Raw genomic sequence first — 12,703 nt, 5'->3', positions numbered from 1 at the left:
GTGTCATGGCAAACGCGATATATCTCGAACGGAGCGACACCATGCCCACCGAGTCCTGGGTCCTGCCGGGCCCCCAGATCCTCGAGGTCGACGAGGTCCGCGCCCTGCGCGTCCAGCTGGTCGCGGGGCGGGTCGACGTCGTCGTGCACGAGGACCCCGAGGCGACCGGGGCGCGCATCGAGGTGCACGCCGTCCGCGGCCGCCCGCTCGAGGTGACCCTGCGCGACGGCGAGCTCGCCGTCGGCTACAGCTTCACCCTCGGCGGCTGGGAGTCCTTCCTCGACAAGCTGCGCACGTTCGCGGACCGCGACAGCGTCGACGTGCACGTCGCCGTGCCGCGCGGCACGCGCGTGCGGCTGGGCACCGTGAGCGCCGACGCGCTCGTCGCGGGCGTGGGCGAGGACGTGAGCGTCTCGACCGTGTCCGGCCAGCTCGTGACCGACTCGACGCGCGGGACGCTGCACGGCACCACCGTCTCGGGCGACGTCGTCGTCCGCGAGCACGACGGCGACCTGCGCCTCACCACGGTGTCCGGCTCGGTCACGGCCTCGGGCGCGCTGACGCGCGTCACCGCCAACGCCGTCTCGGGCGACCTCACCCTCGACGTGCGCGGCACGCACACCGCCGTCGCGGTCACGTCGGTCTCGGGCGACGTCACCGTGCGGCTGCCCGCGGGATCGGGCGTGCGCGTCGAGGCGCGCAGCGCCGCGGGCCGCACGGTCGTCGACGGCCGCGAGCACCGCGGGCCCTCGCTGGGGGCGGCCACCGTGGTGGAGGAGCCCGGCACGGGCCCGAGCGTCATCAGCACGACGAGCGTCTCGGGTCACGTCACGGTCCTGCGCGGCGTCCCCGTGCCGAGCGAGCCGGTGGACCGGTGACGCCCGTCTTCGCCCACGGCCAGCTGCGGCTGTACCTGCTCGCACTCCTCGAGGCGGGCCCGCGGCACGGGTACGAGCTCATCACCGCGCTCAGCGACCGGTTCGGGGGGACCTACCGGCCGAGCCCGGGCACGGTCTACCCGCGCCTGGCGCGGCTCGAGGAGGAGGGCCTCGTCCGCCGGCACGACGACGGCCGGAAGGCCACCTACACGCTCACGGACGCGGGGCGCGCCGAGCTCGCCGCGCGGCGCGGGGACCTCGCGGCCCTCGAGGAGGACCTGGCCGAGACCGTGCGCGCGCTCGCTGGGCGCCTGCGCGACGACGTCCGCGACTCGATGGCGGGCCTGCGCGCGGACCTCGCGGCCGCGGCGCAGCAGGCCCGCGCCGGCTCGCGCGCGCACGTCCCGCCGCCCGTGCCGCCGCACCCGCACGCGCCGCCGCACCGGCAGCCGCACCACCGGGCCGAGGCCGAGGTGCTGCTGCAGCGCTTCCGCGACGACCTGCGCGCGGACCTGCGCCGTGCGGACCGGCAGGGCGGGGTCGACGCGCTCACCGTCGAGACGCTCCGCACCGTCCTCGACGGTGCCGCGAGCGCGGTGCGCGCGACCCTGCCGCGCTGAGCGGCGGCGACGCGCGGGAAGCGGTCAGACGGCGTCGTCGGGCAGGCCGAGCCACCGGTGCCAGCCGGTGTGCAGCACGAGCCACGCCATGAGGCCGTAGCCGGCCTGGCCGGGGGTGCTGCCGTCGCCGCTCGCGAGGTCGGCGAGCCACTGCTCGTGGCGCGCGAGCGGCGCGTAGGTCTCGACGTAGGGGACGCGGCGTCGCGCCGCGACGTCGGCGAAGGCGGCGGACAGCTCGGCCTGGCGGTCGGCGTCGAGCCGCGCGCTGGGCGGCGGGCCCACGACGAAGGTGCTCAGGCGCTGGGAGTCGGCGACGTCGAGGATGTTGGCCAGGTTGAGCCGGCTGCGGGCGAGCGACAGGCCGGCATCGAGGTCCGCGCGCCCGAGGCCCACGACCAGGTGGTGCTGGCCCTCGGCGGGCGGGGGACCGAGCCGCAGCGCGGTCTCGGCCTGCCACCGGGCCGAGAGCGCCGTCGTCGTCTCGTGCGGCACGGCGAGCGTGAGCACGTGGGGCAGGGGCTCGAGCGGCGTGCGGGCCGCGACCCGGCCCACCCAGCCGAGCGCCTTGGGGTCGCCGGACCCGGCGACGAGCTCGTCGCCGATCACGCAGATGCGCCGGGCGGGGTCCACCACGTCCTCCTGTCAGGTCGGTGCCTGCACAGTGTGGCGGAGGTGGCCCGGCGCCGCGGCCGCGACGCGCGGTGCCCGGGTCAGCGGGCGGGCGCGACGTGGTCGTCGTCCGACCAGTGCGAGGCGGGCGGCGGCCGGTGGCCGTAGCCGTCGCCGCGCACCGCGCCGAGCAGCGTCGCGACGAGCCCGAGGAGGAGGAGCAGGGCGGAGAGGACGAGGAGAGTGGTCATGGCAGAAAGTGTTGCGCCGGTCACATCGTGCCACGAGTGGCAGGACGGCCACACTTCATCGACTTCCTGCCATCGCCGTGGCACACTCGACGCATGCCGCTCCGCACCGTCGCCGTCGTCGTCCTGCCGGGCATCGCGCCGTTCGAGCTCGGCGTCGTGTGCGAGATCTTCGGCATCGACCGGACCGACACCGGCGGGCCGGCCTTCGACTTCACGATCTGCACGCCCGAGCCGGGCCTCGTGCCCACCAAGCTCGGCATGGAGCTCGTCGTCCACGAGGGCCTCGGTGCGACCGCCGACGCCGACCTCGTCGTCATGCCGGCCTACGGCGCGGACCAGGAGGTGCCCGAGGTCGTCCTCGACGTGCTGCGCGACGCCGAGCGCCGTGGCGCGTGGGTGCTGAGCGTGTGCAGCGGCGCCTTCGCCCTCGCCCGCGCGGGCCTCCTCGACGGGCGGCGCTGCACGACGCACTGGATGTACACCGACCAGCTCGCGCGCGAGTACCCGCGGGCGGAGGTCGACCCGGCGGTGCTCTACGTCGAGGACCGGCGCGTGGTGACCAGCGCCGGGACCGCCGCCGGCATCGACGCCGGGCTGCACCTCGTGCGCCGCGAGCTCGGTGCGGCCGCCGCCGCGGCGATCGCGCGCCGCATGGTCGTCCCGCCCCACCGGGACGGGGGCCAGGCGCAGTTCATCGACAGCCCGGTGCCCGCCGCGGGCGACGGCGAGCTGGCCCCCCTGCTCGCCTGGGTCGCCGAGCACCTCGACGAGGAGATCACGGTGCCGGTCCTCGCGCGCCGCGCGCGGATGTCCGAGCGCACGTTCGCGCGGCGGTTCCGGGCCGAGACCGGCACGACGCCCGCGCTGTGGACCGCGCGGCAGCGCCTGCTGCGCGCGCAGGAGCTGCTCGAGGAGACCGACCTCCCCGTCGAGGAGGTCGGTCGGCGCGCGGGCTTCGGCGGGGCGGCGGGCCTGCGCCACCACTTCGCGCGCGAGCTCGGCACGAGCCCCGCGGCCTACCGGCGCACGTTCGGCTGCGACGCGGCGCGCGGGCAGGCCTCCTGACGCACGACGCCGGCCCGCCGGTGCCCGGTGGGCCGGACCCGCGGGTCAGTCGCGCGCGAGCGCGTCCGCGAGCCGGCGCGCCCCGTAGTCGAACGCACGGTCGACGTCGCCGCCCATGCGGAAGGCGCCGGCGAGCTCCATCGCGATGAAGCCGCTCGCCCACGCGGTGAGCGTGCGTGCCGCCTCGAGCGCGTGGTCCGGCCCGGCGAGCTCGGTCGCCACCCGCATCACCACCGCGACGCCGCGCAGCGCGACGCCGGGGTCGGGAAGGGTGGCGGCCGGGCCGGGGGAGAAGATCAGCCGGAAGGCGCCCGGGCGTGCGTGGCCGAAGGCGCGCAGCGCGCGCGCCGCCGCGTGCAGCGCCGCGCGCGGCTCGGTGCCCTCGGGCGCGGCCGCCTCCATCCGTCCGGCGAGCTCGATGACGGCGGCCTCCGTGACGAGGCGCACCAGGTCGTCGCGACCCTGGACGTGCTTGTAGAGGGACGGTGCCCGGACGCCGACGCGGGCGGCGACGGCCTGCATCGTCAGCCCGTCGAGGCCGTCGACCTCGAGGGTCTCGCCCGCGGCGAGGACGATGGCGTCGCGCGACGTGCGGCTCGGTGCGGGCACGGGTCCTCCGGGTCGGCTCTTGCTCGGACGGATATGGCTATGTACATTAGCCATGAAGGCTAAGCAACATAGCCATGATGCCACGCCCCGTCGTCGCACGCCACGTCCCCGGAGGTCACCATGAGACTCGCGCCGCACCTGCACCGCATCGGGGACGACGTCGTCGCCGCCTACCTCGTCGTCGCGCCGGAGGGCGTGCTGGTCGTCGACGCCGGCCTCCCCGGGCACTGGCGGCAGCTCACGGCCGAGCTCGAGGGCCTCGGGCTGTCGGTGGGCGACGTCCGCGGCGTCGTCCTCACGCACGGGGACACCGACCACCTCGGCTTCGCCGAGCGCCTGCGCCGGGACCACGGCGTCCCCGTGCACGTCCACGCGGCCGACGCCGCACGGGCGCGTGGCCTGGAGAAGGCGCCGTCGCCGTCGTGGGGGCCCTGGCGACCCGGGCCCACCGTCGGCTTCCTCGTCAACACGGCGCGCCACGGCGGGCTGCGCACCACCTACGTCCGCGAGGTGAGCGAGGTCCACGACGGCGACGTCCTCGACCTGCCCGGGTCCCCCCGCGTCGTCGGGCTGCCGGGGCACTCGCCCGGCAGCATCGCGGTCCACGTCCCGTCCGTCTCGGCGGTCTTCGTGGGCGACGCGCTGACGACGCGCCACGTGCTCACCGGCCGCCGCGGCCCCCAGCCCGCTCCGTTCACGGACGACCCCGCGCAGGCGCTCGCGTCGCTCGACCGGCTCGCCGGGCTCGACGCGACGTGGGTGCTGCCGGGTCACGGCGCCCCGTGGGGCGGCGGTACCGCGGCCCTCGCGCAGGAGGTCCGCGCCGCCGCCGGTCGCTGAGGGCACGACGGCGGCCGGCGGCCTTGCCTCAGCGCGCGAAGGCCTCCTCGACCAGCGCCGTCTGCTCGCTCGCGTGGGTCTTGCTCGAGCCCGCGGCGGGCGATGCCGACTCCCGGCGCGAGACGCGACGCGTCGGACGCCCGAGGGCCGCCTCGAGCTTCGGGGCGAGGAAGGTCCAGGCGCCCTGGTTCGCCGGCTCCTCCTGCACCCAGACCACCTCGGCGTCGCCGAACGCGCGGACCGCCGCGGTCAGCCCGTCGACGTCGAGCGGGTAGAGCTGCTCGAGCCGGACGATCGCGGTGCGGTCGTCCTCGGCCTTGACCCGCTGCGCGAGCAGGTCGTAGTAGACCTTGCCCGCGCACAGGAGGACCCGGTCGACGCGGCCGGCGTCGCCCAGGTGCTGCTCGGGCAGGACGGGCCGGAAGGTGCCGCTCGTGAAGTCCTCGACGGGCGAGGCCGCCGCCTTGAGGCGGAGCATCGACTTCGGCGTCGCCACGACGAGCGGGCGGCGCGGGCGGTCGTACGCCTGGCGACGCAGCAGGTGGAAGTACGACGCGGGCGTGCTGGGCGCCGCGACCGTCATGTTCTCCTCCGCGCACAGCTGGAGGAACCGCTCGATGCGGGCGGACGAGTGGTCGGGGCCCTGGCCCTCGAACCCGTGGGGGAGCAGCAGCACGACGGACGAGCGCTGGCCCCACTTCTGCTCGGCCGACGAGATGAACTCGTCGATGATCGTCTGCGCGCCGTTGACGAAGTCGCCGAACTGCGCCTCCCAGAGCACGAGCGCGTCGGGCCGCTCGACGGAGTACCCGTACTCGAAGCCCATCGCCGCGAACTCGGACAGCGACGAGTCGTAGACCCAGAACTTCGCCTGGTCGCTCGAGAGGTAGACGAGCGGCGTCCACTCGGCGCCCGTGCGGCGGTCGTGCAGGACCGCGTGGCGCTGGACGAACGTGCCGCGGCGCGAGTCCTGCCCCGCGAGGCGCACGGGCGTGCCCTCGACGAGCAGGGAGCCGAACGCGAGCAGCTCGCCGTAGCCCCAGTCGATGCCGCCCTCGCGGGACATCTGCTCGCGCTTGGCGAGGAGCTGCTCGAGCTTGGGGTGCACCGTGAACCCGGCCGGCGGTCGCACGTGGGCGCGCCCGATCCGCTCGAGCACCTCGGCGTCGACGGCGGTCCGCCAGCCGACCATGGTGCCGGCGTCCTCGCGCTGCGACTCGGGCCGCTCGAGGCCCGCGACGGGCTCGGTCGAGGCCGGCGGCGTGTAGGCGCCCTCGCGCGTCTCGGTGAAGACCCGCTCGAGCTGGTTCTGGTAGTCCTGCAGCACCTGCGCGGCCTCGTCGACCGTGATGTCCCCGCGGCTCACGAGCGCCTCGGTGTAGAGCTTGCGCGCCGAGCGCTTGCCCTCGATGAGGTTGTACATGAGCGGCTGGGTCATCGAAGGGTCGTCGCCCTCGTTGTGGCCACGGCGGCGGTAGCAGATCATGTCGATGATCACGTCGCGGTCGAACTGCTCGCGGAACTCGAACGCGAGCTCGGCGACCCGCACGCACGCCTCGGGGTCGTCCCCGTTGACGTGGAAGACGGGCACCTGGAGCCCCTTGGCGACGTCGGTCGCGTACTGCGACGAGCGCGACGACGAGGGGCCGGTGGTGAAGCCGACCTGGTTGTTGACGATGACGTGGACCGTGCCGCCCGTGCGGTAGCCGCGCAGCTGGGCGAGGTTGAGCGTCTCCACGACGACGCCCTGGCCCGCGAACGCCGCGTCCCCGTGGATGAGGATGGGCAGCACGGAGAAGCCGTCGCCGCCCAGGTCGATCCGGTCCTGCTTGGCGCGCACGATGCCCTCGAGCACCGGGTCGACCGCCTCGAGGTGCGACGGGTTGGCGGCGAGGTAGACCTTCGTGGTCGCGCCGGACTCGGCCGTGAACGTGCCCTCGGTGCCGAGGTGGTACTTGACGTCGCCCGAGCCCTGGACGCTCTTGGGGTCCTGGTTGCCCTCGAACTCCTTGAAGATCTGCCCGTAGCTCTTGCCCGCGAGGTTCGCGAGGACGTTGAGGCGCCCGCGGTGCGACATGCCGATGCAGACCTCGTCGAGCCCGTTCTCGGCGGCGCGCGACAGGACGGCGTCGAGCAGCGGGATGAGCGACTCGCCGCCCTCGAGCGAGAAGCGCTTCTGCCCGACGAACTTGGTCTGGAGGAACGTCTCGAACGCCTCCGCGGCGTTGAGGCGGCGCAGGATGCGCAGCTGGTCCTCGCGCGGCGTGCGCGCGTACCCGGACTCGAGGCGCTCCTGGAGCCAGCGCCGCTGGCGCGGGTCCTGCAGGTGCATGTACTCGATGCCGATCGTGCGGCAGTACGAGTCGCGCAGCAGGCCGAGGATGTCGCGCAGCTTGGCCTTGGGCTTGCCCGTGAAGCCCGCGGTCGGGAACACCCGGTCGAGGTCCCACAGGGTGAGGCCGTGGTTCTGGATGTCCAGGTCCGGGTGCTTGCGCTGGCGGTAGGCCAGCGGGTCCGTCTCGGCCAGCAGGTGCCCGCGCGAGCGGTAGGAGTGGATGAGCTCGGCGATGCGCGCGGGCTTGGCCAGCTCGGTGTCCTGGTCGACGGTGTTGTCGCGGACCCACCGCACCGGCTCGTACGGCACGCGCATCGCGGTGAAGACGCGGTCGTAGAAGCCGCCCTCGCCGAGCAGCTTCGCGCTGACGATCCGCAGGAAGTCGCCCGACTGGGCGCCCTGGATGATGCGGTGGTCGTAGGTCGACGTGAGGGTCAGCACCTTGGAGATGCCGAGGCGCGCGAGCTGCTCGTCCGACGCGCCCTGGAACTCGGCGGGGTAGTCCATCGCGCCGACGCCGATGATGGTGCCCTGGCCGGCCATGAGCCGCGGCACGGAGTGGACCGTGCCGATGGTGCCGGGGTTCGTCAGCGAGATCGTGGTGCCCGCGAAGTCGTCCACCCCGAGCTTGTTGGTCCGCGCGCGGCGCACGAGGTCCTCGTAGGCGGCCACGAACTGGCCGAAGTCCATCCGGTCCGCGCTCTTGATCGAGGGGACCAGGAGCTGGCGGGTGCCGTCCGGCTTGGCCAGGTCGATGGCGAGGCCGAAGTTGACGGCGCCCGGCTGGACGACCGCCGGCTTGCCGTCGAGCTGGGTGTAGGACGCGTTCATCGCGGGCATGTCCGCGAGCGCCTCGACGACCGCGAAGCCGATGAGGTGCGTGAACGAGACCTTCCCGCCGCGGCTGCGCGCGAGGTGGTTGTTGATGACGATGCGGTTGTCGACCATGAGCTTGGCCGGGACCGCGCGCACCGAGGTCGCCGTGGGGACCTCGAGGCTCGCCTCCATGTTGGTGACGACGCGCGCGGCCGGGCCGCGCAGCTTCTCGACCGTGGGGTCGGGGACCGCCTCGGGCTCGTCGGTGCCGGCGACGGCCACCTCGGCGTACGGCGCCGTCGCGGGGGTCGCCGACGCGACCGGCACGCGGTGCGGGTCGGCGGCCGGCTCGCGCGGGGTGCGCGACGTCGCCTGCGCCGGCGAGCGCTGCGCCTGCGCCGCGGGCGCCGGGCGCTCGTCCAGGCCCGCGGGGGCGGACGCCGCCTGCGGTGCCGAGGGCGCGTCCGCCGGAGCGGGGGCGGGGGCGGCGGCGGGCGCCGCGGGGGCGGCCTGCTCCGACGCGGGCGGGCGCGGCGTGCCCGCGGTCTCCGACGAGCCTGCGCTCGTCGCCGTGGCTCCGGTCTCCGACGTGCCTGGGGTGGCGGCGCCGGGGGTGGCCGGCCGCGCGGGCGCCGTCGGCGCCTGGGTCGTGCCGTCCCCGGACGTGCCGCCGCCGTCGCCACCCTCGCCGCGCGGGCGGTAGTCCTCGAAGAAGTCCCACCACGCCGGGTCGACGGCGTCCTTGTCGGTCAGGTACTGCTCGTAGAGCTCGTCCACCAGCCACTGGTTGGCACCGAAGGCCGCTCGCACGGCATCGGACTCCGCCTTCTGGGACACGCCAGGATCGCCCACTTCCACCACGGGACCTCGGACCGTTGACACCGATCCGCTCACGGTCCACCCTAGGCGATTTCTCGGGTCACCACCGTCGCGGCGACGGCGGGTCGCGGGCGCGCCGGGCCGCCGCCGCGCGCTCCCGTCAGGTGATGTCGCGCCGCAGCGCGGTCATCCGCCCGATCGCGGCGAGGACGAGGCCGTAGGCCACGAGCGCGAGCAGGCCCTGCCACCACGGCACGAGGTCGCCGATCCCGGAGGACGCGTAGAAGCTCGCGCCCGTGACCGCCTCGCCGGCGGCGCCCGGGAGCCAGCGCACGATGCCCGCCGTCGGCTCGAACGAGCCGAGGAACAGGCGCAGGAGCGGCTCGACGAACTGCGTGAAGGCGAGCAGGACGACGATGGCCGCGACCTGGTTCGGCATCGCCGCCCCGAACCCGACGCCCACCATCGCCCACACCGTGAGCACGAGCACCGACCGCGCGAGGGTGAGGAGCACGTCCGGGTCGCCGAGCAGGACGGGCTCGCCGCGCAGGGCGAGCACGGCGGCGCCGGTGGCGACGGTCGCCGCCGTCCCGACGATCCCGAAGAGCACGCCGACGGGCAGGCTGGCGGCGAGCTTCGCGCCGAGCACGAGGCTGCGCCGGGGCTCCGCGAGGAGCGTCGGGGTGATGGTCATGTGCCGGAACTCGTTGGTCACCGCGAGCGCCCCGACGATGACCGGGAAGACGTAGCCGAGCGCGGGCGCGAGCGTGTAGACGGTGCGGACGAGGTCCTCGGCGGGCAGCGGCGGCACGGGCTCGCCGCCCATGCCCGCCGTCATGCCGCCCGCGCCCTCCTCGGTGAGGACGAACGCCATCACGGCGCCGAGGAAGGCCATGTACAGGCCCATGCACAGGAGCAGGACCCACCACATGCGGGTCGTGACGAGCTTGCGGTACTCGGACCGCAGGGCGGCGATCACGCGGCACCTCCCTCGGTGCTGGTGGGGCTGGTCGGGCCGGCGCCGGAGCCCGGTGGCGCCCCGCCCGGCGCGCCCGGTCCCGCGCCGTCGCTCGTGAGCTGGAGGAACAGGTCCTCGAGGCCCACGTCGCGCGAGGCGAGCTCGTGCAGCTCGAGGCCCGCGGCGTGCGCGGCCGCGCCGACCGTCGCGGTGTCGACGTCGTCGAGCAGCGCGACGCGGGGGTCCGCCGGCGTGGGCGCGCCGCCCAGCACGGCCGCGAGGCGGGCGAGGCCCGCGGTGTCGGGGGAGGCCACGCGGACGGTCCGCCGCGCGAGGCGCGCGAGCTCGGCGAGCGGCGAGGCGTGCACGAGGCGACCGCGCGCGATGATGACGACGTCGTCCACCGTCTGCTGCACCTCGGACAGCACGTGGCTCGAGACGAGGACCGTGCGGCCCTCGCCCGCGAGGTGGCGCAGGAACGCGCGCAGCCAGGCGATGCCCTCGGGGTCGAGGCCGTTCGCGGGCTCGTCGAGCACGAGCACGTGCGGGTCGCCCAGCAGCGTCGTCGCGAGGCCGAGGCGCTGGCGCATGCCGAGCGAGAAGCCGCCCGCGCGGCGGTCCGCGACGTCGGACAGACCGACGATGCCGAGCACCTCGTCGCACCGGCTGTCGGGGACGCCGACCTGCGGCGCGAGCACGCGCAGGTGGTCGCGCGCGCTGCGACCCGGGTGGAAGCTCGCGGCCTCGAGCGCCGCGCCGACGACGCGCGCGGGGTGCGGGATGTCGGTGTAGCGGCGTCCGGCGACGGTCGCCGTGCCTGACGTCGGCCGCACGAGGCCGAGCAGCATCCGCAGCGTCGTCGTCTTGCCGGCGCCGTTGGGGCCGAGGAAGCCGGTGACGCGACCGGGGTGCACCTCGAAGCTGAGGTCGTCGACGGCCTGGACCGCACCGAACCGCTTGGACAGGTGGTCGACGACGACGTGGCCGTCCGCTGTGCTCATGGCGCCACCCTATTGTTTGCATCGCTCTAGAACAAGCAACTCACGCCGCGATCCGCCCCGTGGGCAGACTGACGCGCATGATGCAGCCGTGCGCCGAGTCGGCGACGCGCACCGTCCCGCCGTGCAGCTGGACGGCCCACCGGACGATCGCGAGGCCGAGGCCGGTCCCGCCCGTGCTCTCGTGGCCGGTCTGCGCGGGCGCGTTGCCCCGGCTGAACCGCTCGAAGACCTGGTCGCGGTCCGAGCGCGGGATGCCCGGCCCCTCGTCGGCGACGTCGATGACGACGTGGTTCCCGGCGCGCCGCGCCTCGACCCGGATCTCGCCGCCCACGGGGGAGTGGCGCACGGCGTTGTGCAGCAGGTTCGCGACCACCTGGTGCAGCCGCTCGGCGTCGGCCGGCACCGTGAGCCCCGGGGGGTGCACCTCGGTGACCAGGCGCAGCTCCTTGGGGGCGGCGAGCGGCTCGGTCGCCGCGGCGGCGTCCCGGAGGAACTCCGCCAGCGGGACGTCCGCGACGTCGAGACCGACGGCGCCCGCCTCGATGCGCGACAGGTCGAGCAGGTACGTCACGAGCCGGCCGAGCCGCTCGGTCTGCGACAGCGCGGCCTGGAGCGACTCCTCGTCGGGCTCGCTCACCCCGTCGACCATGTTCTCGAGCTGCGCCCGCAGCGCCGTGACCGGGGTGCGGAGCTCGTGCGAGACGTTGGCGACCATCTCGCGGCGGAGCAGGTCGACCTGCTCCAGGTCGCGCGCCATGGTGTTGAAGGCCTCGGCGAGCTGGCCGACCTCGTCGCGGCTCGTCGCGCGCACCCGCTGGGAGTAGTCGCCGGACGCCATCGAGCGCGCCGCCGCCGTCATGTCCCGCAGCGGCGACGTCATGCCGCGCGCGAGCACCTGCACCGCCAGCAGGGAGACGAGGACGGCGAGGGGGAGCGTGCGGGAGGGGCCGAGGTGGTTGTAGAGCCCCAGCCAGGTGATGAACGCGCTGAGCGTCACGCTGGCCGCGACGAGCACCCCGAGCTTGATCTTGATCGTCGAGAAGCGGTCCAGCGGACGTACGTCGGGGAGCCGGCCGCGACCGGCGTGGCGCGGCGTCGGCACCTCAGACGCCGACAGGCTCGAACGCGTAGCCGACCCCGTGGACGGTGCGGATGAGGTCGGGCCCGAGCTTGCGGCGCAGCGCCTTGACGTGCGAGTCCACCGTGCGCGTGCCCGACGCGTCCACCCAGTCCCACACCTCGGCGAGCAGGCGCTCGCGCGTGAGGACGGTGCGCGGCGTCTGCGCGAGCGTCACGAGGAGGTCGAACTCCGTGGGCGTGAGGTGGACGACCGCGCCCGCCCGGGACACCCGCCGCTGCGCACGGTCGATGACGACGTCGCCGACCTCGAGCGCGGGCTCGGTCGGCGCGCTCTCGGCGAGCTGGGCGGACCGCTCGACCCGGCGCAGCAGGGCCTTGGTCCGCGCGACCAGCTCGCGCATGGAGAAGGGCTTGGTCATGTAGTCGTCCGCGCCGACCCCGAGGCCGACGAGCATGTCGGTCTCGTCGTCGCGCGCGGTGAGCATGATCACCGGGACCGGGCGCTCGCGCTGGATGCGGCGGCACACCTCGAGCCCGTCGAGGCCGGGGAGCATGACGTCGAGCACGACGACGTCCGGGTCGAGCCGGCTCGCCGCGGCGACGCCGCTCGGTCCGTCGCCCGCGATCTCGACGCGCCAGCCCTCGGCGGTCATGCGATGGGCGACCGCGGTCGCGATCGCGGGCTCGTCCTCGACCACGAGGATCACGGGCGCTGCCTGCTCCGGCCTGCTCGGTGCCATGGGGCCTAGCGTGGCACAGGCGGTTATGCTGACGGGACGATGACGAGCCCGAGTCCGGGCCGGCGCTGCGCTGACAGTGCCG

At 75.0% G+C, this 12,703-nt stretch carries 12 protein-coding genes; 4 read left to right on the top strand and 8 right to left on the bottom strand.

The features are described from left to right. Positions 1-41: 41 nt before the first annotated feature. Positions 42-878 (top strand): DUF4097 family beta strand repeat-containing protein, encoded by an 837-nt coding sequence (locus JIG38_RS09285; protein WP_199423508.1) that lies wholly within the window; start codon positions 42-44, stop codon positions 876-878. Next, positions 875-1,498 (top strand): PadR family transcriptional regulator, encoded by a 624-nt coding sequence (locus tag JIG38_RS09280; protein ID WP_199423507.1) that lies wholly within the window; start codon positions 875-877, stop codon positions 1,496-1,498. The genes JIG38_RS09285 and JIG38_RS09280 overlap by 4 nt, the downstream gene beginning before the upstream one ends. A gap of 24 nt (positions 1,499-1,522) precedes the next feature. On the opposite strand, the gene JIG38_RS09275 is transcribed toward JIG38_RS09280, so the two are convergent. Continuing rightward, complete coding sequence (locus JIG38_RS09275) at positions 1,523-2,131, bottom strand: GDSL-type esterase/lipase family protein (RefSeq protein ID WP_199423506.1); 609 nt, start codon at positions 2,129-2,131, stop codon at positions 1,523-1,525. A 77-nt stretch (positions 2,132-2,208) separates the two neighbouring features. After that, positions 2,209-2,358: a hypothetical protein gene (locus JIG38_RS09270; protein WP_199423505.1), complete on the bottom strand. Its 150-nt coding sequence runs from the start codon at positions 2,356-2,358 to the stop codon at positions 2,209-2,211. A 93-nt stretch (positions 2,359-2,451) separates the two neighbouring features. Here JIG38_RS09270 and JIG38_RS09265 point away from each other — a divergent pair, with 93 nt between their 5' ends. After that, on the top strand, positions 2,452-3,423 hold the full coding sequence (locus JIG38_RS09265; RefSeq protein WP_199423504.1) for a GlxA family transcriptional regulator: 972 nt from the start codon (positions 2,452-2,454) through the stop codon (positions 3,421-3,423). A gap of 45 nt (positions 3,424-3,468) precedes the next feature. Here the strand turns inward: JIG38_RS09265 and JIG38_RS09260 are convergent, their stop codons facing one another. Next, positions 3,469-4,032, bottom strand: a complete 564-nt coding sequence (locus JIG38_RS09260; RefSeq protein ID WP_199423503.1) for a TetR/AcrR family transcriptional regulator — start codon at positions 4,030-4,032, stop codon at positions 3,469-3,471. A gap of 120 nt (positions 4,033-4,152) precedes the next feature. On the opposite strand from JIG38_RS09260, the gene JIG38_RS09255 reads away from it, so the two are divergent. Next, a complete protein-coding gene (locus JIG38_RS09255; RefSeq protein ID WP_199423502.1) occupies positions 4,153-4,872 on the top strand; it encodes an MBL fold metallo-hydrolase in 720 nt (239 codons plus the stop codon). A gap of 28 nt (positions 4,873-4,900) precedes the next feature. Here the strand turns inward: JIG38_RS09255 and JIG38_RS09250 are convergent, their stop codons facing one another. From JIG38_RS09250 to JIG38_RS09230, 5 genes are all read right to left on the bottom strand, one after another. Next, positions 4,901-8,860 (bottom strand): multifunctional oxoglutarate decarboxylase/oxoglutarate dehydrogenase thiamine pyrophosphate-binding subunit/dihydrolipoyllysine-residue succinyltransferase subunit, encoded by a 3,960-nt coding sequence (locus JIG38_RS09250; RefSeq protein WP_199423500.1) that lies wholly within the window; start codon positions 8,858-8,860, stop codon positions 4,901-4,903. 142 nt (positions 8,861-9,002) lie between these two features. Next, positions 9,003-9,821: an ABC transporter permease gene (locus tag JIG38_RS09245; protein ID WP_199423499.1), complete on the bottom strand. Its 819-nt coding sequence runs from the start codon at positions 9,819-9,821 to the stop codon at positions 9,003-9,005. Then, complete coding sequence (locus tag JIG38_RS09240) at positions 9,818-10,801, bottom strand: ABC transporter ATP-binding protein (RefSeq protein ID WP_199423497.1); 984 nt, start codon at positions 10,799-10,801, stop codon at positions 9,818-9,820. The genes JIG38_RS09245 and JIG38_RS09240 overlap by 4 nt, the downstream gene beginning before the upstream one ends. 40 nt (positions 10,802-10,841) lie before the next feature. Further along, entirely contained in the window at positions 10,842-11,903 is a 1,062-nt protein-coding gene (locus JIG38_RS09235; protein ID WP_199423495.1) for a HAMP domain-containing sensor histidine kinase, read from the bottom strand. A 1-nt stretch (position 11,904) separates the two neighbouring features. Continuing rightward, the gene (locus tag JIG38_RS09230) at positions 11,905-12,621 is read right to left on the bottom strand and encodes a response regulator transcription factor (RefSeq protein WP_199423494.1); all 717 of its coding nucleotides are present in this window, start codon (positions 12,619-12,621) and stop codon (positions 11,905-11,907) included. Positions 12,622-12,703 lie beyond the last annotated feature (82 nt).

Source organism: Actinotalea solisilvae (assembly GCF_016464425.1).
GTDB classification, from domain to species: Bacteria; Actinomycetota; Actinomycetes; order Actinomycetales; family Cellulomonadaceae; genus Actinotalea; species Actinotalea solisilvae.
Note: the sequence above shows the minus strand (reverse complement) of the source record. Positions and strands in the feature narration are given on the sequence as shown.

Bases quoted from the DNA above. Each gene is read 5' to 3' on its own strand.
- JIG38_RS09230 (WP_199423494.1), bottom strand. From the start codon at position 12,621: ATGGCACCGAGCAGGCCGGAGCAGGCAGCGCCCGTGATCCTCGTGGTC.
- JIG38_RS09265 (WP_199423504.1), top strand. From the start codon at position 2,452: ATGCCGCTCCGCACCGTCGCCGTCGTCGTCCTGCCGGGCATCGCGCCG.
- JIG38_RS09285 (WP_199423508.1), top strand. From the start codon at position 42: ATGCCCACCGAGTCCTGGGTCCTGCCGGGCCCCCAGATCCTCGAGGTC.
- JIG38_RS09255 (WP_199423502.1), top strand. From the start codon at position 4,153: ATGAGACTCGCGCCGCACCTGCACCGCATCGGGGACGACGTCGTCGCC.
- JIG38_RS09270 (WP_199423505.1), bottom strand. From the start codon at position 2,358: ATGACCACTCTCCTCGTCCTCTCCGCCCTGCTCCTCCTCCTCGGGCTC.
- JIG38_RS09240 (WP_199423497.1), bottom strand. From the start codon at position 10,801: ATGAGCACAGCGGACGGCCACGTCGTCGTCGACCACCTGTCCAAGCGG.